The sequence below is a fragment of the Labrys sp. 22185 genome, from assembly GCF_052045555.1.
In the GTDB taxonomy this organism is placed as follows: domain Bacteria; phylum Pseudomonadota; class Alphaproteobacteria; order Rhizobiales; family Labraceae; genus Labrys; species Labrys neptuniae.
The window spans coordinates 424944-446805 of record NZ_JBQEPH010000001.1 but is presented as its reverse complement, the minus strand read 5'-3'; the positions used below and the strand labels follow the sequence as shown (position 1 = coordinate 446805).

General features: G+C 64.8%; 15 protein-coding genes. 9 read left to right on the top strand and 6 right to left on the bottom strand.

The genetic code is table 11. From position 1 onward, the window contains the following. Positions 1-3: 3 nt before the first annotated feature. Both ACTJKX_RS02060 and glgX read right to left on the bottom strand, forming a co-directional pair. A complete protein-coding gene (locus ACTJKX_RS02060) occupies positions 4-447 on the bottom strand; it encodes a hypothetical protein (RefSeq protein ID WP_440724198.1) in 444 nt (147 codons plus the stop codon). Positions 448-449: 2 nt separating this feature from the next. After that, the gene (glgX, locus tag ACTJKX_RS02055; protein ID WP_440724197.1) at positions 450-4286 is read right to left on the bottom strand and encodes a glycogen debranching protein GlgX; all 3837 of its coding nucleotides are present in this window, start codon (positions 4284-4286) and stop codon (positions 450-452) included. A 198-nt stretch (positions 4287-4484) separates the two neighbouring features. On the opposite strand from glgX, the gene ACTJKX_RS02050 reads away from it, so the two are divergent. After that, positions 4485-5426, top strand: coding sequence for a lysophospholipid acyltransferase family protein (locus ACTJKX_RS02050; RefSeq protein ID WP_440724196.1), 942 nt, complete (start codon positions 4485-4487; stop codon positions 5424-5426). Between the two features lie 136 nt (positions 5427-5562). Here ACTJKX_RS02050 and ACTJKX_RS02045 read toward each other — a convergent pair whose 3' ends face one another. From ACTJKX_RS02045 to glgB, 4 genes are all read right to left on the bottom strand, one after another. Beyond that, positions 5563-7191, bottom strand: a complete 1629-nt coding sequence (locus ACTJKX_RS02045) for an alpha-D-glucose phosphate-specific phosphoglucomutase (protein ID WP_440724195.1) — start codon at positions 7189-7191, stop codon at positions 5563-5565. 64 nt (positions 7192-7255) lie between these two features. Continuing rightward, positions 7256-8689, bottom strand: a complete 1434-nt coding sequence (glgA, locus tag ACTJKX_RS02040; protein ID WP_440724502.1) for a glycogen synthase GlgA — start codon at positions 8687-8689, stop codon at positions 7256-7258. An 86-nt stretch (positions 8690-8775) separates the two neighbouring features. Further along, positions 8776-10047, bottom strand: coding sequence for a glucose-1-phosphate adenylyltransferase (gene glgC / locus ACTJKX_RS02035; RefSeq protein WP_311933417.1), 1272 nt, complete (start codon positions 10045-10047; stop codon positions 8776-8778). 110 nt (positions 10048-10157) lie between these two features. Then, positions 10158-12374, bottom strand: coding sequence for a 1,4-alpha-glucan branching protein GlgB (gene glgB / locus ACTJKX_RS02030; protein WP_440724501.1), 2217 nt, complete (start codon positions 12372-12374; stop codon positions 10158-10160). A gap of 386 nt (positions 12375-12760) precedes the next feature. Here glgB and ACTJKX_RS02025 point away from each other — a divergent pair, with 386 nt between their 5' ends. From ACTJKX_RS02025 to ACTJKX_RS01990, 8 genes are all read left to right on the top strand, one after another. After that, positions 12761-13807 carry a LacI family DNA-binding transcriptional regulator gene (locus ACTJKX_RS02025; RefSeq protein WP_440724194.1) on the top strand — a complete coding sequence of 349 codons (1047 nt, stop codon included), beginning with the start codon at positions 12761-12763 and terminating at the stop codon, positions 13805-13807. 95 nt (positions 13808-13902) lie between these two features. Then, positions 13903-15552 (top strand): ABC transporter substrate-binding protein, encoded by a 1650-nt coding sequence (locus tag ACTJKX_RS02020; RefSeq protein ID WP_394310201.1) that lies wholly within the window; start codon positions 13903-13905, stop codon positions 15550-15552. Continuing rightward, on the top strand, positions 15552-16535 hold the full coding sequence (locus ACTJKX_RS02015) for an ABC transporter permease (RefSeq protein WP_440724193.1): 984 nt from the start codon (positions 15552-15554) through the stop codon (positions 16533-16535). Before ACTJKX_RS02020 ends, ACTJKX_RS02015 begins: the two co-directional genes overlap by 1 nt. Beyond that, positions 16532-17422, top strand: a complete 891-nt coding sequence (locus ACTJKX_RS02010; protein ID WP_415084319.1) for an ABC transporter permease — start codon at positions 16532-16534, stop codon at positions 17420-17422. Before ACTJKX_RS02015 ends, ACTJKX_RS02010 begins: the two co-directional genes overlap by 4 nt. Further along, positions 17419-18231: an ABC transporter ATP-binding protein gene (locus ACTJKX_RS02005; protein ID WP_440724192.1), complete on the top strand. Its 813-nt coding sequence runs from the start codon at positions 17419-17421 to the stop codon at positions 18229-18231. Before ACTJKX_RS02010 ends, ACTJKX_RS02005 begins: the two co-directional genes overlap by 4 nt. A gap of 5 nt (positions 18232-18236) precedes the next feature. Further along, positions 18237-19184, top strand: a complete 948-nt coding sequence (locus ACTJKX_RS02000) for an ABC transporter ATP-binding protein (protein WP_394310692.1) — start codon at positions 18237-18239, stop codon at positions 19182-19184. 12 nt (positions 19185-19196) lie between these two features. Next, on the top strand, positions 19197-19673 hold the full coding sequence (locus ACTJKX_RS01995; protein ID WP_394310205.1) for a GNAT family N-acetyltransferase: 477 nt from the start codon (positions 19197-19199) through the stop codon (positions 19671-19673). Positions 19674-19696: 23 nt separating this feature from the next. After that, a complete protein-coding gene (locus ACTJKX_RS01990; protein ID WP_440724191.1) occupies positions 19697-21640 on the top strand; it encodes a beta-N-acetylhexosaminidase in 1944 nt (647 codons plus the stop codon). Positions 21641-21862: the final 222 nt, after the last annotated feature.

Genomic DNA, 21862 nt, shown 5'->3' with positions numbered 1-21862 from the left:
GCTTCAGCGGGCCACAAGACGGATGCCCGATACGAGGCAGAAGACGATGCCGGAGGCCAGGCCATACGCTGCAGACAGCAACAAGCCCTCCGGTTCCAGCAGTTCTCCCGGCCTTCCTCCCAGCAGCCAGGCGTAGCCATACATCGTGATCGGCCCGAGCAGGATACACCAAAGGCACAATTTTGCGCTCGACAAACTCTGTTTGCGCCGCAGCCACAAGGCCACCGGCATCACCAGGATCAAGGTGACGGCGTAGGTGAAAGGCAGTCCAAACATCAGAAAAGCCGCAAAGACACCGGCAATCTGAGAGTCGGGAATGCCGTCCTGCCCGCCGGCCAGGAGATCCAGCACGACAAACAGGAGTGGAAGGCCGGCAGGAACCGTCCAGGGACTGACCAGGGCCCCGAGCGCCAGGCTTCTCTCATGCTGCTTGCCGGTCAGCGCCATGGCTACTCTGCCCGTCCCGCCTGCCGCATCGCTTCGAAAACCGCCTTGGCTTCGTCGGTTTCCAGCATGGCGTGGACATCGAGGTCGAGGCGGCGGCGCCAATTGGGATATTCCCGATCGGTCCCCGGCAGGTTGACCGGGTCGACCTCGCCGGCAAGGTCCTCGACCTGCGCGGCGACGAGGCCCGAGGAAGCAGAGGCCAGGAAGCCATGGATGGCGCCGACGAGAGCCGGCGTCAACGCACTCTCCTCGCTGCCGACGGCCTGCAGCAGCGCCTGCCTGTCCTCGGCGCGCACCGCCTCGGCGTCCTCGGCGACGGGCCGGCCAAGCGTGCGCTCCAGTGCGATGTCCGCGCCGCTCCACCAGCCGCGCAAGGTCGGCAGGTCGTGCGTCGCAACGCAGGCCAGCGACGCGGCCGGATAAAGATCGGGCCGGCGAAACACTCCGCCGTCCCGCTCGAAGAACAATACGCGATAGGAATAGAGCTCGGCTTCGGAGAGCCGCTCGCGTAGGCCCTCCGGCACGGTGCCGAGGTCCTCGCCCACCACCATGCAGCGATGGCGCTGGCTCTCCTCGGCGAGCACCGCCAGCATGCCTTCGAGCGGATAGGTCAGATAGGCGCCCTCGCTGGCCGGCGCACCACCGGGCACCACGAAGAGCCGGGTCAGCGCCATGACGTGGTCGATGCGCAAGGCCCCGGCATGGCGCATATTGGCGGCGAGCAGTTCGCGGTAATGGGCAAAACCGCTCTGGCGCAGAGCGACCGGATCGAGCGGCGGGATATGCCAGACCTGGCCGCTGGCCGAGAAGGGGTCGGGCGGAGCTCCGGCGGAGACCCCTTTCAGGAAGGCATCGGGCGCCGTCCAGACCTCGGCGCCATCCGGCGCCGCTCCCACGGCGAGGTCTCGGCAAAAACCGATGGCAAGGCCGCCGCGGCTGGCCGCAGCAAGCTGCTCTTCCGCCAGGAACTGCAGATAGCCGGCGAAATCGGCGGCATGCTGCAGGTCGGAGGGCAAGGCCGCCGTCGACATCGCCGGGATGGCGCACGACCCGGCCTGCTCCTCCAGCGCCTGGAACAGGCAGAAGCGAGCCAGCGCCTCGCCGCCCGCCATCTGGAAGGCCCGGAAGGCAGCGAAGCGCGCCGGGCGTTCGGTCAGGATCGAAAAAGCCTGCGCCAGCGCCGCCCGCTTGTGGCGCCAGACTTCGGGCCAATCGATGAAACGCCCGGCCGGTGGCGGGACCGTGAGCCGGCCTTCCAGTTCAGGCACGGCGTCAAGGGCGATCAGGGCCGGATCGAGGAAGCGCCGGTCGGAGGGCTGATAGGGGCTGGCCCGCTGCCGGTCGGAGGGGAACATGGCATGGAAGGGGTTGAGCGCGATCAGGCTCGCGCCCTTGCCGGCCGCGTCCCTGGCCAAAACCTCCAGCGTGCGGAAATCCCCGACGCCCTGGTCCCCCTGCCGTCGCAGCGTATAGAGCTGGGCGGAAAGGCCGAAGTGCCTGCCGCCATCGGCGAGCATCGGCGGCAAAAAAGCCTTGGCTTGTCGGTTCCCGACGGGCGCAGCGAGCGAGCGTAGATGCTCCAGGCTCTCGCGTGCCTGGGCGAGCGAGTGATGGGGCAGGCCCATGGCGGTGAGCAGAGCGCGCTTGGTGTCTCCGGAGACCAGTGTGTGGCGGCCCGAAACCTCCCACCACTCCGGCGCGATGCCTGCCGCCTTGGCCAGAAGCTCGAGCACTTCGGGCGGCGCGTCGCCATCCCGGCGCGGCGCACGCCCCGGCTCGGCGATGAACACGCCGACCGAGCGCGGCGCAAGCTCCATGATGTCAAAGGCGCCGTAGAGGGCCGGCGGTGCGAAGGCCTGGTATTCGTCGCTGACATGCGCCAGCCGCCAGGCTAGCCCGGGTGCAAGATCCGGCAGCCGAGCATAGAGCGGCTCGGCGCCCGCATGGAACCAGATCAGCGCTTTAGAGCCATCCGGTCCTGCCAGGGCCATGCCGAGGCTGCGCAAAGCCGGATTGCCCCATTCATTGTCCTGCAAAGGCTGGCCGCTCGGCCCGAGCCAGGTCACGTCGGGCTGCCCATCTGCCCCATCGTCGGGATGGGGCTTGCCGGTGAGGAACCGATCCGCCGTCACCAGAGGCAGCGATCTGCGCAAGCGCGTCAGGCTCGCCACGAACTGGATCAGGGAGCGATCGGCACTGGCCCAATCGATCCAGGTGATGGCATTGTCCTGGGCATAGGCGTTGTTGTTGCCGCGCTGGCTGCGGCCGAGTTCGTCGCCCATGGCGATCATCGGCGTGCCCCGCGACAGCAGGAGGCTCGCCAGCAAGGCCCGGACATGGCTGCGCCTGAGCGATACGATCTCCGGCGCGGTGCTGGGGCCTTCGGCGCCATCGTTCCAGCTCACCTCGCCCGAATGCCCGTCGCGGTTGCCCTCGCCATTGGCGTCATTGTGCTTGCCGGCGAAGCTCACCGTATCGGCCAGGGTGAAGCCGTCATGGGCCGCGACGAAATTGATGCTGTCGCTCGGGCGGCGGCTGCCGGGGTCGAACAGATCCGAGGAGCCGGCCAGCCGCGTCGCCAGCGCGCCGATGCCGCCGTCGCCGCGCCAGAACCGCCTGACGTCGTCTCGGTAGCGATCGTTCCATTCCGCCCAGCCTTGCGGAAAATGGCCGAGCTGGTAGCCGCCGGGGCCGATGTCCCAGGGTTCGGCGATCATCAGCCGCGTGCTCAGCACGGGGTCGGCGGCAATGGCCGCGAACAAGGGCGCTTGCCGATCGAAACCATCCGGCCGGCGCCCCAGCACCGGGGCGAGATCGAAGCGAAAGCCGTCGAAGCCGCCGATCTCCGCCCAATGCCGGAGGGCAGCGAGGGTGAGGCCGAGCCCCGGCTCACGATCGAGCGCCAGCGTGTTGCCGCAGCCGGTATCGTTGGCATAAAAGCGCGGATTGTCGGCGAGCCGGTAATAGGAACGATTGTCGAGCCCGCGCAGCGAGTGGGTGCCGCCACGCTCGTCGCTCTCCGAAGTGTGGTTATAGACGACGTCGAGCAGCACCTCGAAGCCAGCGTCATGCAGCCGGTCCACCGTATCGGCGATCTCGGCCATGCCGCCGGGGGCGAGGCGCGGATCCGGCGCCAGGAAACAAGCAGGATTGTAGCCCCAATAATTCCTCAGCCCGAGCGGCTCGAGATGGCGCTCGTCGATCGCCGCGGCCAGCGGCATCAATTCGAGCGTAGTAATGCCGAGCTCGGTGAAATGGGCGATCACCGCCGGATGGGCCAGCGCGGCCACGGTCCCATGCAGCTCGGGCGGGATGCCGGGATGAGCCTGGCTGAAGCCCTTGACATGGACTTCATAGATGATGCGGGTCTCGGGCCTCACACCGGAAGGGCGGGTCCTGCCCGGCGCGGGCCGCTCCAGCACCGCCTTCGGCATGATCGCGGCCGTGTCGGTTTCGTCCAGCACGATATCGTCCACACCCTGTGCGCCCTTTATCGGCAAAGCAGAGGTCATGCCCTCCGGCAGGACGAGCCTGACAGCGTGGGGATCGATCAGCAGGCGTGCCGGGTTGAAGCGCAGCCCCTCCTCCGGGCGCCAGGGACCATGGGCGCGCAGCCCGTAGACCTGTCCCTCCGCAAGGCCGCCGATGCGGCCGTGATGCACCGGCCCGTCGCGCCCCGACAGCAGGATTCGCTGGCTCTCGGTGCCATCGGCATCGAACAGGCACAGCTCGATGCGTTCGGCTTCTGCAGCGTGGACGGCGAAATTGACCTCTTCCCCGATCCAGCTCGCTCCGAGCGGAGCTCCCGCACCGGGATTCGCCATGCTTGAACGTGCCATACGGTCCTTGCCTCGACTGTCGAATGCCTGTCGTACTTTCCTGACATCTTGGACGATCAAAACGCAAAGACTAGATGACAGGATGCGGCGAAATTTCTGTCCGCTATCCATTGCGGCTGAATCGTCGCCGACCAATGTCCTTGTCGCACGTTTTGCTGTAGGAACGTCCTGGCGCGATAGTGTGCCCGAAGGAAAACCATGGTTCGCCATATTGCCGACCCAGCCGGGGCCGAAACGGACGTCGTCCAGTTCACCTATGCGGACCCCACCTTTTCCAAACCGAAACAGGCGCTGATCCGGGCCATCGAGAAGGTGACGGGGCAGCCTCGGCTGAAGCGTCTCTACCTCGAAAACCAGCGCAATCCGGTGGCCGGCGAGAGCTTTTTTGCCGCAGCGGTCCGCCAGCTCCGGCTCGACGTCCAGTTCGACAGGACCCAGCTCGACAAGATTCCAAAGACGGGGCCCTGCGTCATCGTCGCCAACCACCCCTATGGCGTGCTCGACGGCATCACCATCGCCTGGCTGATCGGCCTGGTCCGCCAGGATTTCGTCATCCTCACCAATGCCGTGCTTCTGCATGCGCCGGAAACGCAGGCCTTCCTCCTGCCCGTCGATTTCGCGGAGACCGAGGAGGCGATGCAGACCAATTTGCGCACACGCGCCGAAGCACGCCGGTTGCTCGACCGCGGCGGCTGCGTGATCGTCTTCCCGGCCGGCGGTGTCTCGACCTCACCCGACAAGCTCGGGCGGCGCCCCGCCATGGACGCCCCCTGGCAACCCTTCACCGTGCAGTTGATCCAGCGCTCCAAGGCCACGGTGGTGCCGATCTTCTTCGGCGGCCAAAACAGCCGCCTGTTCCAGATCGCCAGCCACCTCAACCAGACCCTGCGCCTGTCCCTGATCTTCAAGGAAGTGCGCGACCGCATCGGCACGATCCTGCCGATCGCCATCGGCGATCCCATCGACGGTGCGGCCTTCGCGGCCGCCACCGACCGCAAGGCGGTCGCGCTGGAGCTGATGCGTCGTACCTATGCCCTGGCGGGCCAGCTGAGGGATGACCGCACCGCCAAGCGCATCGCTGCCGGCCGTCTCGAGCCGGTGGTGCTGAACCAGCCCAAACTCTGCGCGCCGCGGGGGTAGGGTTTCCTTCTCCCCTTGCGGGAGAAGGTGGCACGAAGTGCCGGATGAGGGGTCGTGCCGAGCTATCAAAAGGTAGCGCGACCCCTCATCCGCCTGCCGGCACCTTCTCCCGCAAGGGGAGAAGGGCGGCCGCCCCTCAGGTCACCACACTCGGTTCGGCCATGCCGGTCTTCTCGGCGATGCCGCTGAGCTGGCGCGCGACAGCGATGACATCGGCGAGAGCGGCCTGCGTCTCGATGGCATGATGGGCAGGATCGGCCTCGTAGCGCTCGAGATAGACGCGCAAGGTCGCGCCTTCCGTACCGGTGCCGGAGAGGCGGTAGACGATGCGCGAACCGTTGTCGAACAGCACGCGCAGGCCCTGGTTCTTCGAATCCGAACCGTCGACCGGATCGTGATAGGCGAAATCGTCGGCGGATTTGACCTTTAGCGCCCCGAAGCTCTTGCCAGGCAGGCTGGGGATCTGCGAACGGACCGCTTCCATCACCGCATTGGCGGCTTCGGTGGGCACGGCCTCATAGTCGTGGCGCGAATAATAGTTCCGGCCATATTTGGCCCAATGCTCGCGTACGATATCAAGCGTAGGCTGGCGGCGCTTGGCCAGCAGGGTCAGCCAGAGCAGAACCGCCCACAGCCCGTCCTTCTCGCGAACGTGGTTCGAGCCAGTGCCGGCGCTTTCCTCGCCGCAGATGGTGACGCGGTCGGCATCGAGCAGGTTGCCGAAGAACTTCCAGCCGGTCGGCGTCTCATAGATGCCCACGCCCATCGCCTTGGCGACCTGGTCGGCGGCAAGGCTGGTGGGCATCGAGCGGGCGATGCCGGAAATGCCCTTGGCATAGCCGGGCGCCAGATGGGTATGGGCGGCGAGGATGGCGAGGCTGTCCGAGGGCGTGACGAAGATGCCGCGGCCGATGATGAGGTTGCGATCGCCGTCGCCATCCGAGGCCGCCCCGAAATCGGGGGCGTTCGGCCCCATCATGAGATCGTAGAGCTCCTTGGCGTTGACCGGGTTGGGATCGGGATGATGGCCGCCGAAATCGGGCAGCGGTGTCGCGTTCACCACCGTGCCGGCAGCGGCACCCAGCTGGTCCTCGATGATGCGTCGGGCGTAGGGGCCGGTGATGGCCGACATCGCATCGAAGCGCATGGTGAAGCCGGACTTGAACAGCTCCCGGATGGCATCGAAGTCGAAGAGCCTGCCCATCAGCTCGGCATAATCGGTGACGGGATCGACCACTTCGACGATGGTATCGCCGATCGCCGTTTCGCCGAGCTTGTCGATGTCGATATTGGGCACGTCGGCGATCTTGAACTCGCTGATCGACTTGGTACGGGCAAAGACGGCATCGGTGATCTTCTCGGGCGCCGGACCGCCATTGCCGATATTGTACTTGATGCCGAAGTCTCCGTCGGGCCCGCCGGGGTTGTGCGAAGCGGAGAGTACGATGCCGCCGAAGGCCCCATATTTGCGGATGACGGCCGAGACGGCCGGCGTCGACATCAGGCCGCCCTGCCCGACCTTGATACGTCCGAAGCCGGCGGCGGCGGCCATTTTGAGGATCTTCTGCACGACCTCGCGGTTGTAGTAGCGCCCGTCGCCGCCGACGACCAATGTCTTGCCGGCAAAGCCCTCAAGCGTGTCGAAAATCGACTGCACGAAATTCTCGACATAATGCGGCTGCTGGAACACCGGCACCTTCTTGCGCAAGCCGGACGTACCGGGCTTCTGGCCATCGAAGGGTTGGGTCGGGACAGTGCGGATCATAGTGAGGTTCCGGTTCTGGTTTATTTGAAGGTCGATCTGTTGGAGGCGAGGCTGGCGGTGCCCCTCACCCCAGGAGATCACGATAGAGCTTGGCATAGCCGGCAGCCCTGAGATCCCAGGACTGGTCCAGCCCCATGCCGCGGCGCTGCATCGCCTGCCACACGGGCTTGTCGTGGTAGAGCGCGATGGCCCTCGAAATGGCATCGCGCAGCATGTCCGGCGTGATCGGCTGGAACTGCACGCCGGTGGCGGCCTTGAGCGTCAAGGCGGCATCGTTGGCGTCGACGATGGTGTCGGAGAGCCCCCCGACACGCGCCACCACGGGAATGCAGCCATAGCGCAGGCCGTAGAGTTGGGTGAGGCCGCAAGGCTCGAAGCGCGACGGCACCAGGGTCATGTCCGAGCCGCCGAACATCAGATGCGAGAGCGCCTCGTCGAAACCGAACACCGTACCGACGCGCCCTCGATGCTGAAGGCTTGCCTGGCGGAAGATGCCCTCCAGTTCCCGATCGCCGGAACCGAGCAGGGCCAGCCGCGCGCCGGAGGCGACCAGATGCGGCAACGCCTCGGCGAGAATGTCGATGCCTTTCTGCCAGGTCAGGCGGCTGACCAGGCAGAACAGCGGCGAGTCGTCGTGATCGAGGCCGAAACGCTCCTCCAGTGCCTTGCGATTGCCCCCACGCCTGGCGAGGGACTTGGCATCGTAATTCACGACCAGGCTCGGGTCGGTCTGGGGATTCCACACCCGTTCGTCGATGCCGTTGACGATGCCGGAGAGCACATCGGCGCGGCCAGCGAGCAGGCCTTCCAGGCCCATGCCGGCTTCCGCCGTCTTGATCTCGGCGGCATAGCGCGGCGAGACGGTGGTGATGCGGTCGGCAAAATGCAGCCCGGCCTTGAGGAAGCCGATCATGCCGTAATACTCGACCCCGTCCAGGGCAAAGGCCCGCTGCGGCAGGCCGAGACTGCCGAGGATCGAGCGGGGATACTGGCCCTGGAAGGCAAGGTTGTGCACCGTGATCACCGATTTCGGCCTGACGGCATCGGTGTAGTTGAGATAGGCCAGCGTCATCGCCGCCTGCCAGTCGTGCACATGCACGATGTCGGGCCGGTAGGTCTTGACAAGACCGTGGCAGATTTCCGCCGCCGCGCTCGACAGGGCGCAATAGCGCTGGGGATTGTCGAGCCAGTCGCGCCCATCGGCGTCGACATAGGGATTTCCCGGTCGGTCGAACAGATGCGGCGCATCCACGGCCAGGAGATCGAGCTCGCCGATGGTGGCGCGCTTGATGGCGGTGCGACCACCGAAGAACCCCGGCAGCTTGGCCACCGTCTCCCAGGCCGTGCTGGCCGCCATCACGGCGGGGTAGCCGGGGATGACCGTCGTCACCGCGACGTCATGGCCTTTCAGGGCAGCAGGCAGCGCGCCGACGACGTCGGCGAGCCCCCCCGTCTTGATCAGCGGATGGATTTCGGACGCAACCGCGAGAACTTTGATCATCGAAAGCGCTAACTTCTTGTTTTGACGCATTTTCCTGGCCGATACGCTTGTGGCTCCGCCGGAAAATGCCCTGGATCGTGTCGTCAGAGCTTCAGCTTGTCGATCATGGGCTGCGTGATCAGGCAGATGCCCTTTTCCGTCCGCCGGAAGCGCTTGGCGTCCAGTTCCGGATCCTCGCCGACGACCAGGCCCTCGGGAATTATCACGCCGCGGTCGATCACCACATTCTTGAGCTGTGCCGATCGCCCGATCTCGACATAGGGCAGGATCACGGCATTCTCCACACTGGAATAGGAGTTGATGCGCACGCCGGTATAGAGCAGCGAGTGCTTGGCCGTTGCCCCGGAGACGACGCAGCCGCCGGACACCAGCGAGGAGATCGCGGTGCCGCGCCGTCCCTCGGTGTCATGCACGAATTTAGCCGGCGGCGTAATTTCGGCGAAGGTCCAGATCGGCCATTCCTGGTCGTAGAGGTCGAGCGCGGGCACGACGTCGGTGAGGTCGATATTGGCCTCCCAATAGGCGTCCACCGTGCCGACGTCGCGCCAATAAGATTCCTTTTCGTGCTCGGAGCGCACGCAGCTCGCCGGGAAGCGGTGCGCCACCGCCTTGCCGTTCTTGACGATGTGGGGAATGATGTCCTTGCCGAAATCGCGGCTCGAATTGGGATCGTTGGCATCCCGGTTGAGTTCCTCGGTAAGGAACTTCATCGAGAAGACATAGATGCCCATCGAGGCCAGGGCCATTTCGGGATTGCCGGGAATGCCGGGTGGATCCTTGGGCTTCTCCACGAAGGCGACGATGCGGTCCTGCTCGTCGACATGCATGACGCCGAAGCCGGTAGCCTCCATGCGCGGCACTTCGAGGCAGCCGATGGTGACATCGGCGTTCTGCTCGACATGCTGCTTGAGCATCAGCTCATAGTCCATCTTGTAAATATGGTCGCCCGCCAGGATGACCATGTATTCGACGCCGGTGCCGTCGATGATGTCGAGGTTCTGATAGACCGCGTCCGCCGTACCGCGATACCACATGTCCTCGGAAATGCGCTGGCTGGCCGGCAGGATGTCGAAGCTTTCATTGCGCTCCGGCCGCAGGAAGTTCCAACCGCGATTGAGGTGGCGGATCAGCGAATGCGCCTTGTATTGCGTGGCCACGCCGATACGACGGATGCCCGAGTTGATCGCGTTCGAAAGGGCGAAGTCGATGATGCGGCTCTTACCTCCGAAATAGACCGCGGGCTTGGCGCGCCGGTCGGTCAATTCCATCAGGCGGCTGCCGCGGCCTCCGGCCAGCACATAAGCCATGGCCGAACGTGCCAGCGGCCCACCCTTCGAATGCCTCGGTTCCGTCATACAGTTCCTCCCACTGATAATCCGGGATGACGCTGCTGCCTTCTTGTTCAGCCTTGGCTCCTATCGCAGAGCCGCGACTCTCCAAAGACATGCAACGCCCACTCCCCAGCCTAGTTCCCCGCCCATTCCAGCATGATGGCCGTCAGGGGCGGCAGATTGATACGCGCGGACGCCGGTTTGCCCTTCCAATCGCCCGCATAAGCATAGACTCCGCCGGAATTGCCTCGATTGAGCCCGAAATAACGCTCGGAGTCGGTGTTGAGAATTTCCCACCACTGCCCGGCCAGCGGCAGGGGCAGCAGATAGTCGTCGCGCGCGACGGGAGTGAGATTGGCCACCACCACGATCGGCATCGCATCGGTGGCATAGCGCGCCCAGGCGAACACCGAATTGGCATTGTCGTCGACGACCATCCACTCGAAGCCGTCACCCTCGCAATCGCGCTGATGCAGCGCCGCACGGCCGCGATAGAGATGGTTGAGATCGCGGACGAGATCGCTCAGCCCCTTGTGCGGGCCGTACTGCATCAGGTCCCAGTCCAGTCCGACATTCTCGTTCCATTCGCGGCGCTGACCGAAATCCTGCCCCATGAACAGCAATTTCTTGCCGGGATAGGCCCACATCAGCGCATAATAGGCCCGAAGGGTCGCGAATTTATCGCCCTCCATGCCGGACATCTTGTTGACGATGGAATTCTTCCCATGGACCACCTCGTCATGGGAGAGCGGCAGCACGAAATTCTCGGCAAAGGCGTAGATGAGGCCGAAGGTCAGATCGTCATGATGATATTGGCGATAGACCGGCTCGCGCTGCATGTAGCTCAGCGTGTCATGCATGAAGCCCATGTTCCACTTGAATCCGAAGCCGAGACCGCCGTCATGCACGGGCTTGGACACACCGGGCCAGGCGGTGGATTCCTCGGCGATGGTCATCACGCCGGGATGGGCGGCATAGACTTCCTTGTTCATGCGTTGCAGGAAGGCGATGGCGTCGAGGTTCTCACGCCCGCCATGGATGTTAGGCAGCCACTCCCCGTCCTTGCGCGAATAATCGAGGTAGAGCATGGAGGCCACCGCATCCACGCGCAGGCCGTCGATATGGTAACGCTCCAGCCAGAACAGGGCGTTGGCGATCAGGAAGTTGGCGACCTCACGCCGGCCGAAATCGTAGATTGCCGTGTTCCAGTCGGGGTGGAAGCCGCGCCGAGGATCGGGATGCTCATAGAGCGCGCTGCCGTCGAACCAGGCCAGGCCATGCGAGTCGGTCGGGAAATGCGCGGGCACCCAGTCGAGGATCACGCCGATGCCAGCGGCATGGGCACGGTCGACGAAACGGGCGAACCCCTCGGGCGAGCCGAAACGGCTGGTCGGCGCGAACATGCCGGTCGGCTGATAGCCCCAGGACGCATCGAGGGGGTGCTCCGTCACCGGCAGCAATTCGATATGGGTGTAGCCCATATGCTGGACATAGGCGATCAGCTCGTCGCCAAGCTGGTCGTAGCTGAGGAAGCGCTGGTGCTCGCCGCGCTTCCAGGAACCGAGATGCACCTCGTAAATCGACATCGGTGCCCGTCTCGCATCGCGATGCGCCCGCTCCTCGAGCCATTGCTGGTCCGTCCAGACGAAGGGCTCCGACGAGGCGACCCGGGAGGCCGTGCCGGGGCGCAATTCGCTGGCAAAGGCGAAGGGATCGCTCTTCAGCGGCAGCAGCGCGCCATTCGGACCGATGATCTCGTATTTGTAATGGGCGCCGACCCCGACACCGGGCAGGAAGATTTCCCACACGCCGGTATCGACGCGCTTGCGCATGGGATGGCGACGGCCGTCCCAGTCGTTGAAATCGCCGACGATCGACACCCGCCTGGCATGCGGCGCCCATACGGCGAAATGCACGCCGTCCATGTCTCCATGCCGCAGGGGACGAGCACCGAGCTTGTCCCAGAGTCGGAGATGGGTACCCTCCGTCAGCAGATAGTCGTCGATCTGCCCCAGCAGCGGCCCGAAACGATAGGGATCCTCGACCTCCCACTGCCCTCCCGCATTGACGGCACGCAGGCGGTAGATCCCGACGCTGTCGGGCACCAAGCCTTCGAAGACGCCATCGTCATGCCGCCGCTCCAGGGCAACGGGTCCGACCAGATTGGGCGCGAGCACCGACAGCGTCTCGGCATTGGGAACGAAGGCGCGGATCACAAGGCCGGCGGGTGTCTCATGCGGGCCGAGCACGGCGAAAGGATCGGCATGACGGCCGGCCGCGAGCGCGGCGACTTCCACTTCGGACAAACGCCAATCCGCTGTCTTACCGCGGCTGGCCGGCCGCTTGGCCAAGGGTGCCGGCTTTGCGGCTCTGGCGACGGGAGCGTTCGTCTTCGTTGTCTTTGCCAAGCGCTACGACCCCTTTTCGAACCGGATCGAAACGCCTGGACTTGCCGGGACCAGGCGTTTTTCTGTGATCCTCTCGAACACAAGCTAGGGCTTTTGCTACAACGGTCAACGATTAAACGCAGCCTGCCCAAATGGGTTATGCCAAGGGTGCTGCAGGGTGAAGAATTTGGTGGTTCCAGCTCACGGTGCGCCGTCGGGCGACCTTCGAAGAAGCGGCGGCGCCGTCCACCCAGCGAGGGTCGATCGAAAATCCACGGGGTGATTTGACATCGTCTCCAACATGCGTTCTAGATATGGGATCGATCCCACAATGCAGCAGCGGAGCCTTCGTGGTTACGATCAGAGACGTATCCAGGCGGGCCGGTGTTTCGCGATCGACGGTATCGCGGATCATTGCCGGCAATGGATATGTTTCGGACAATGCGCGCCAGGCGGTGGAGGCGGCCATCGCGGAACTGGGCTACCGGCCCAATACGATGGCACGGGGGCTGCGCTCCAATCGCTCCGAGATCATCGGCGCGGTGGTCGTCAACGTCGCCAGCCCCTTCTACGCCCAGATGGTCGGCGGCATGCAGAGCGTGTGCCGCGCCGCCGACAAGTCGATCCTGCTCGCCAGCGGTTATGCCCAAGCGCATGAGGAAGCGCGGGCGATCCTCGAATTGATCGACCGCTCCTGCGACGGCCTGATCCTCTATCTCGAAAATGCCGTAAGCGACGAGGTCAAGGAAGTGGTCGCCAAGGCCGATATTCCCATCGTGGCGATCGGCGGAGAGCCGACCTCGCTGGCCTGGGCCAGGGTGGGCATCGACAATTACAACGGCGCGCTCGACGGCATGCGCTATCTGCTGACCATGGGCCATCGCGACATCGCCTATTTTGCCGGCACCCTCACCTATTTCGACACGCGCGAGCGCCTGCGCGGCATCGACACCGCCCTAGCGGAAGCCGGCATGAGCCGGGCCGACATCCATTTGGAAGCCGGCGACTACAAGGAGCGCTTCGGCTACGAAGCCACGGAACGGCTGCTGGCGTCGGGCCGGCAGGTCAGTGCCATCTTTGCGGGCGACGACGATATCGGCGCCGGCGTGCTGCTGGCGCTGCGCCACCACGGCGTCAGGGCGCCGGAACAGATCTCCCTCCTCGGCTTCGACGACAATTTTCACGCGAGGCATCTCACCCCGTCGCTGACGACCATCCGCCAGCCGACGGATATAGCCGGTCAGACGGCTGCAAGACTCCTGCTCGACATGATTGCCGACAGGAATTTCACACCGGAGGACATCGTCATTCCCGCCGAGCTGATCGTCCGGGAAAGCGTCATCCCCCATTCGGCAGGACACCGGACGGACCACGCCGCGGAGGCAACAAGAGCGTAGGACGGCCCGCCCCGCCCAGCACCATGTGCCGGCCGGGATGGGTTGTGAAATGACCATAAACAAATGTGGGATCGATCCCATAACAGAGGTGGACCATGAAACGCATCCTGATCGCTTTGTGCGCGAGCACCATCATCGGCAATGCCTCGGCGGAGGCGCTGCTCACCATGCATATCGAGGAGCAGACCAGCTGGGTGCGCAATTTCAACCCCTTCGACGCGGCTGGCCGTCGGCAGAGCACGCTCGACTTCATCTACGAGCCGCTTGTCATCTTCAACGCCTACGACAACGGCAAGCCGATCTATCGCCTGGCCACCGCCTACAAGTTCTCCGATGACCTCAAATCCGTCACCTACACCATTCGTGATGGCGTCAAATGGTCGGACGGGCAGCCCCTGACCGCCAAGGACGTCAAATTCACTTTCGACCTGATGATGAAGAACCCTTCCATCGACATCGTCGGGGTCGGCGCCGCCGTACAATCGGTGGAACTGCCCGCGCCCAACCAGGTCAGGGTCAATCTCAAGGACGTCGATTCCCAGTTCCCCGAGTCCCTCGCCGACTTCACCGTCGTGCCCGAGCATGTCTGGAAGGGCGTCGGCGATCCCTTCGCCTACAAGAATGAGAATCCCGTCGGCTCCGGCCCGATGACCGAAATCCGCCGCTTCACCCCGCAGGTCTACGAGCAATGCCGCAATCCCAATTATTGGGATGCCGAGCATCTGAAGGTGGATTGCCTGAAGCTGCCCCAGATCAGCGGCAACGACCAGATGCTGGCGACCTTGCCCGAGGGCAACATGGACTGGTTCGGTTCCTTCCTGCCCGAGATCGAAAAGACCTATGTCTCGCTCGATCCCAAGCACAATGGCTACTGGCAGCCCTCCGCCAATACCGTCTCCTTCGAGATGAACCTCAAGACCACCAATCCGGGCAACAAGGCGGCTTTCGACGACATCAAGTTCCGCCAGGCCGTCAGCCTGCTGATGGACCGCAAATCGATGGTCGATATCGCCGGTTTCGGCTACCCACAGGTCAATCCCCACGCGACCGGCCTGCCGCTGCATTTCGACAATTGGGCCAATCCGCAGGCCCAGCAGGGCCAGGACGCCTGGATGGGCTATGACGTCGACAAGGCCAACAAGCTCCTCGACGAGGCGGGCTACGCCAAGGGTGCCGACGGCTTCCGCAAGACCCCGAAGGGCGAGCCGATCGCCTTCACCGTCGCCGTGCCGAATGGCTGGACGGACTGGATCGACGCCGTGCAGATCGGCGTGGAGGGCCTGCGCAAGGCCGGCATCAACGCTTCGGTCGCCACCCCCGAATATGAGCAGTGGAACAAGCAGATCGTCGAAGGCAATTACGACACCGTGTTCCAGTCCCGGCCCGACGGCCCCACCCCGTTCCGCGCCTATTACCAGACCCTCGCCACTCCCTTTGTCGGCCGGTCGTCCTTCGCCGCCTCGCGCTATAGCAATGCCGACCTCGACAAGCTGTTCGAGGACTATAAGCGCGCCTCCAAGGATGCGGACTTCCGAGCCATCTTCGGCAAGATCCAGCTCCACATCGCCGATAATTTCCCCATGGTTCCCCTGTTCAACGGCCCGACCTGGTATCAGTACAGTTCGAAGCGTTTCACCGGCTGGGTCACCAAGGACGATCCCGCGATGAATCCGGAGAACCACGACGACAACCGCATCAGGCTCATGCATCTGCTACGCCTGAAGCCAGTGGCGAATGCCGACTGATGCGGCTCTCATCCCGCCGGCTGGCGGTCTATGGTACCGCCTTCATCTTCGCCATCCTGGTCAACTTCCTGCTGCCACGGCTGATGCCCGGCAGCCCTGTCGACGGGATGATCGCCCAACTCGGCCCGCGCGCCACGCCCGCGGCCGTCGATGCCATCCGCGCCCGCTTCGGTGCGGTGGACCAGTCCTATTGGAGCCAGTTCCTGGAATATCTGCAGGGGCTGGCGACGTTCGATCTGGGGGTATCGGTCAAATACTATCCCCAGACCGTCACCCAGGTCCTCGCCCGCTCCGCAGGCTGGACCGCCTTCCTGATCTTCGCCGCCATCACCTTCTCGCTCATCGTCGGCTGCCTTCTCGGCGCCTTGGCGGCCTGGCGCCGCGGCGGACGTCTCGACACCATCGTCTCGCCGCTGGCAATCGTGATGAAATCGGTGCCGCCGGTGGTGATCTGCCTGTCGATCCTCTTCGTCTTCGGCGTGTGCCTGCGCTGGCTGCCGGTGGGCTATGCCTATGATCCATCGCTGGATCCGTCCTTCTCGCCAGGCTTCATCGGCAGCGTCCTCCTCCACGCGGCCATGCCGGTCCTTGCGCTTTCGCCTGCACTGATCGGCGAATTCCTGACCACCATGCGCACCAGCATGATCTCCGTGCTCGGCGAGGATTACGTCACCATGGGCCGGGCCAAGGGCCTGAGGGAAATGGCAGTGATGTTCAACTACGCCGCCCGCAACGCCCTGCTGCCCGTGCTCACCAACCTTGCCCTGATCCTGGGCGCAGTCTTCGGCGGCTCCATCGTCACCGAGATCGTCTTCAATTATCCGGGCCTCGGCCTGACGCTCTATACGGCGAGCGTCGCGCGTGACTATCCGGTCATCCAGGGTCAGCTCCTCCTGATGACGCTGGCGACGCTCGGCGCCAATCTCCTGGTCGACCTCGTCTATGGCGTGATCGATCCGCGCATCGGGGAGGCCAGGGCATGAACGCCGTCCTGAAACAGAAGAAAGCCGTCTTCGGCCTGGTCATCGTCGCGCTGCTCTGCCTGACGGCCCTGCTGGCGCCGGTCCTGGCCCCCAACGATCCGGCGGCCCGTGTCGGTCGCCCGCACCAGCCCCCCAGCACCGAACATGTGCTCGGCACCACCAAGATGGGGCGTGACGTCTTCGCCCAGTTCGTCTGGGGCGCGCGCTCCTCGCTGGCGGTGGGCTTTGCCACCGGCCTGGCCATCACGGCCCTCGGCACGCTGCTCGGCCTGCTCGGCGGCTATTTCGGCGGTCGCACCGACAATGCCCTCGACCTCCTCACCAATGCGGTGCTGGTCATTCCCAACATACCGCTCCTGATCCTGCTCGCCTCCTTCGCAGGCAAGGTCGGCCCGGTCGCCATCATGACCATCATCGCCCTGACGTCCTGGCCATGGGGCGCGCGCATGACGCGCTCCCAGACGCTGGCGCTGCGCAACCGCGAATTCGTGGTTGCCGCCCGCATGATCGGCGAGCCGAGCTGGCGTGTCGTCTTCGTCGAGATCCTGCCCAACCTGCTGCCGCTGATCGCCCTCAACTTCGTCGGCAGCGTCATCTACGCCATCGTCGCCCAGACGACGCTGGAATATCTCGGTTTCGGCGATCCCCTGAACGTCAGCTGGGGCACCATGCTCTACAACGCGCAGAACTCCTCTGCCATCATCGTCGGTGCCTGGTGGGACATCGCCACGCCCTGCATCGGCATCATGCTGGTCGGGCTCGGCCTGTCGCTCGTCAACTTCACCTTCGACGAGATCGCCAATCCGCAATTGCGCTCCGGTCCTGCCTTGACCCGCTGGCTGCAGCTGAGCAACCGGCGCAAGCGCCTGTCGAGGAGCGGGTCATGAGCGAGGTGCTTCTCGATATCCAGAATCTGAGCGTCGACTACCTCACCGACAAGGGGACCTTCCAGGCCGTCAGGGAGGTCTCCTTTCAGATCCGTCGCGGCGAACTCTTCGGGCTTGCCGGGGAATCCGGCTGCGGCAAGAGCACGATCGCCTATGCCATCACGCGCCTCGCCAAGCCGCCGGCCTGGACAAGAGGCGGCCGCATCCTGCTGGACGGCCAGGACATCCTGGCCCTGCCGGAGGACGAACTCCGGCATATCCGCTGGCGCAAGATCGGCATGGTCTTCCAGAGCGCAATGAACTCCCTCAATCCGCTGCTGCGCGTGGAAGCGCAGTTCCACGACGTGCTCCGTCTCCACAAGGGCTATTCGCGGGCGCAGTCGCGGGCCAGGGCGGAGGATATGTTTCGCCTGGTCGGCATTCCCACCGATCGCCTCGGCCACTATCCGCACCAGTTCAGCGGCGGCATGCGCCAGCGCATCGTCATCGCCATCTGCCTGGCGCTTCATCCCGAGCTGATCATCATGGACGAGCCGACCACTGCGCTCGACGTCGTGGTGCAGCGCGAAATCCTGGAACAGGTCGTTGACCTGCAGCAGAGCCAGGGCTTTTCGGTGCTCTTCATCACCCACGACCTGCACCTGATGGCGCAGATCTGCCATCGCATCGGGGTGATGCTGAAGGGCGAACTCGTCGAGGTCGGCGATACCGTTCAGATCAGCACGGCCCCGCGCCACGACTATACCCGCAAATTGTGGAGCGCCATCCCGGTCCTGCCCACGGCCCGCCATCTCGAGGGGAGCCTTTGATGAACATGCTGGCCACCCCCACCCGCCTGCAACCGGCAGCGACCCCGATCATCCGGCTGGAGAACATCACCCGCTCCTTCGGCGCCGTGCAGGCGCTGCGCGGCATCACCCTGTCGCTCGTGCCAGGCAAGGCCCTCGCTTTGGTCGGCGAGTCCGGCTGCGGCAAGACCACCTGCGCCCGCATCATCGCCCGCATGGACCAGCCGACCGGGGGAGCACTGCACTTCCACGACCGGAACGTCACGCTGGCCGGCAGCCGCGCAGAGGAAAAGGCCTATCGGCGCGCGGTGCAGATGGTGTTCCAGGATCCCTTCGCCTCCCTCAATCCGGTCTTTTCCATCGGCCACCACCTCATCCGTCCCCTGCTGCTGCATGGCCATGCCCGGGGACGCGCCGAAGGCCGGGCGGGGGTGAAGCAGCTCTTGGAGAGCGTCGGCCTCGATCCCGAGCTGACCATCGGCAAATTCCCGCACCAGCTCTCCGGCGGGCAGCGCCAGCGGGTCAACATCGCCCGCGCCATTGCGGTTCGCCCGCAGGTCCTGCTGGCGGACGAACCCACCTCGATGCTCGATGTCTCGATCCGGCAGGGCATTCTCGACCTGCTTGCCGGCATCAAGCAGGAACGCAACCTGGCCCTCCTTTACATTACCCACGACATCGCCACGGCCGCCCATGTGGCGGAAGAGATCGCGGTGATGTTCGCCGGACAGATGGTGGAATGGGGCGATGCCCTGGCGGTGATCACCAATCCGCGTCACCCCTACACCAAGCTGCTGCTTTCCGCCGTTCCCGATCCGAACCGCCCGTTCATCCCGGGCCAAAGCGGTGCCTTCCTCAGGCGCGCCGAAGACATTCGCCGTATTTCGCGCCCGGCCTCGAACACGGTCGAACAGGCGGGCTCGAACCATTTCGTCCGGATGCCCGGATCTGCGGACCACAACGCTTCTGACTGAACAGGACTTTGCATGGATCTTCTCGTCAAACTTTATGACCTCGCCCCGAACAGGGCGCTGGATGCCCGCCTCGATGACGCCGGCGTTACGCTTCGGCGCGCCCTGCCCCCGGAGCTCGCCGCCATAACGGAGTGGATCCGCCGGCATTTCACCGCCGGCTGGGCCAGCGAGGCGACCGTGGCGCTCTGCCGCCAGCCGGTCTCGTGCTTCATTGCGGTCAGGCACGGACAACTGCTCGGTTTTGCCTGCTACGACGCCACAGCCAGGGGCTTCTTCGGCCCCACCGGCGTGGACGAGGCCGAGCGTGGTCGCGGCATCGGCCATGCCCTGCTCCTCGCCTGCCTCCACGACATGCGGGCACAGGGCTACGCCTATGCCGCCATCGGCGATGTCGGGCCGGTGGAATTCTATGCCCGCACGGTCGGCGCCACACCGATCGCCGACTCCACGCCCGGCATCTTTGCCGGTCTCCTCAAAGCTTCCAGTTGATCCTTGCCCTTCGAGAGACTTTCATGACGATATCCGTGCGCAATCTTCTTCGTCTCGAAACCCAATGGACGCCGTCCGGCGAGGATCGGCCGCTCGCCTATGCCCTGACCCTGACCAATGCGTCGGACAGGCCGATATCGGGCTTCCGGCTCTGCATCAGCGGTCCGGGACGCATCGACCCGGCCGCCACGATCGAAGGCGGCTCGCTTCGAACCCGCCTGTCGAACTATGCCGAGTTCGCGCCACCCGAAGGGTTCGTCCTGCATCCGAACACGGCCTGGACCGTCACCGCCCGGGGCCTCAGCTACCCGCTGCGGCATTGGACGGACGGAACCAACACCGCCTATGTCGTCTTCGACGATGGAACCAACCTGCCGGTCACGGTCATGCCCAGCCGGTCCAGTGGCGACAACGCCTCCCCCAAGCGAGGCGCGGACGTCTATCCGGTGCCGGATATCGCGCCTGCCGCCGTCTCCATCGTGCCCTGGCCGAACGAGGTTTCGGTCACGGGCCGGCGCGGCGTGCCCTTGGGGCTTGCCCCCCGGCCCGATTGCGATGAGGCCAGCCGGGCGATCGCCGCCTTTGACGAACTGGCGACCAGCCTCTTTCCGGTCGAAGGCATCGTACGCCCGGAGGCCGAAGGTGGACTTGCCGTTGCCCTGCGGCGCCAGGACGGCATGACTGCCGAGGCCTATTCGATTCTCTTTACCGAGGAAGGCATGACGCTCACGGCCGCGAGCCAAGCCGGCTTCCTCTACGGTCTGATCACCCTCGGACAGATGCTGCGCGGCGCGCGCCTCCATCCGCAGACCTTCCTGTTCCCGCTGGAGGGCGAGATCCGGGACGAACCCTGGGCTCGCTGGCGCGGTACCCATCTCGACGTCGCCCGCCAGTTCTATGGCTCGGCCGAGATCGCGCAGTTCCTGCGCGTTCTCGCCTGGAACAAGCTGAATCGCTTCCACTGGCACCTGTCCGACGACGAGGCCTGGCGCGTTGAGATCGAGGCCTATCCGGAACTGGTCGCCACCGGCGCCTGGCGCGGCCATGGCCTGGCCATTCCCTCTCTCCTCGGCTCCGGCGCAGCGCCCACGGGCGGCTACTACACCAAGGCGGCGATCCGGCAGATCGTGGATCTGGCAACACGCCTCAGCATCGACGTCGTTCCGGAGATCGACATGCCGGGCCATTGCTACTCGGTGCTGCAATCCCTGCCCTCCCTGCGCGACCCGGACGAACAGGGCGAATATTTCTCCATTCAGGGCTTTCCCAACAACTGCCTGAACCCCGCCCGTGAAGAGACTTACGCCTTCGTGGAAAAGCTCCTCGACGAATTGCTTGAGCTGTTTCCCTCCCGCACCATCCATGTCGGCGCAGACGAGGTCCCGGCGGGCGCCTGGGAAGGCTCTCCCCAGGCCATGGCGCATCTCAAGGCATTGGGGGGTGGCGGCACCGCCGAATTGCAGGCCCATTTCCTGCAGCGCGTCCAGGCCTCGCTGACCGCCAGGGGCCGCATCACGGGCGCCTGGGAAGAGGCCGCACATGGCGGCGGCATCGACAAGGCAAGTTGCTACCTCAATGGCTGGCACACGGTGGAGATCAGCGCCAAACTCGCCTCCGAAGGCTATGACATCGTCGTCTGCCCCGGACAGGTCTATTATCTGGACATGGCCAACAGTCCGGCCTGGTCGGAACCGGGCGCCGGCTGGGCCGGCTGGTCCGATGCCGAGAAGATCTATGGCTTCGATCCGGTGGAGGGCTGGTCAGACACCCAGAGGCAACATTTCCTGGGCGTACAGACCTGCATCTGGTCTGAACCGATGACCGACAGGGGCGTGTTCGACCGCCTGATCTTCCCCCGCATTTCGGCTCTTGCGGAAACCGGATGGACGACCCCGCCGAAGAAATCCTGGGATCGCTTCAGGGCCATGGTCGGCCTGATGCCGCTGCTCTACGGGATCAGGGCGTAACCCAGGGCTGAGGCGATACCGACGGGGCTTTGCGCCGCCCCTCACCCTTACCCTCTCCCCGTGAGAACGGGGAGAGGGGGGACGTTGGCTCGCGATCTTTCCTCAAGCCTTAGATCTTGCTCGACCGCTGCGCGAGATGAGACCGTGTTGTCATTAAACTCATCGCCGAGGTCTCCCTCGCCCCGTTCTCACGGGGAGAGGGTAAGGGTGAGGGGCGGCGTC

Bases quoted from the DNA above. Each gene is read 5' to 3' on its own strand.
- glgX (WP_440724197.1), bottom strand. From the start codon at position 4,286: ATGGCACGTTCAAGCATGGCGAATCCCGGTGCGGGAGCTCCGCTCGGA.
- ACTJKX_RS02015 (WP_440724193.1), top strand. From the start codon at position 15,552: ATGCGGCTCTCATCCCGCCGGCTGGCGGTCTATGGTACCGCCTTCATC.
- glgC (WP_311933417.1), bottom strand. From the start codon at position 10,047: ATGACGGAACCGAGGCATTCGAAGGGTGGGCCGCTGGCACGTTCGGCC.
- ACTJKX_RS02000 (WP_394310692.1), top strand. From the start codon at position 18,237: ATGCTGGCCACCCCCACCCGCCTGCAACCGGCAGCGACCCCGATCATC.
- ACTJKX_RS02050 (WP_440724196.1), top strand. From the start codon at position 4,485: ATGGTTCGCCATATTGCCGACCCAGCCGGGGCCGAAACGGACGTCGTC.
- ACTJKX_RS02005 (WP_440724192.1), top strand. From the start codon at position 17,419: ATGAGCGAGGTGCTTCTCGATATCCAGAATCTGAGCGTCGACTACCTC.
- ACTJKX_RS01995 (WP_394310205.1), top strand. From the start codon at position 19,197: ATGGATCTTCTCGTCAAACTTTATGACCTCGCCCCGAACAGGGCGCTG.
- ACTJKX_RS02020 (WP_394310201.1), top strand. From the start codon at position 13,903: ATGAAACGCATCCTGATCGCTTTGTGCGCGAGCACCATCATCGGCAAT.
- ACTJKX_RS02010 (WP_415084319.1), top strand. From the start codon at position 16,532: ATGAACGCCGTCCTGAAACAGAAGAAAGCCGTCTTCGGCCTGGTCATC.
- ACTJKX_RS02045 (WP_440724195.1), bottom strand. From the start codon at position 7,191: ATGATCCGCACTGTCCCGACCCAACCCTTCGATGGCCAGAAGCCCGGT.
- ACTJKX_RS02060 (WP_440724198.1), bottom strand. From the start codon at position 447: ATGGCGCTGACCGGCAAGCAGCATGAGAGAAGCCTGGCGCTCGGGGCC.
- ACTJKX_RS01990 (WP_440724191.1), top strand. From the start codon at position 19,697: ATGACGATATCCGTGCGCAATCTTCTTCGTCTCGAAACCCAATGGACG.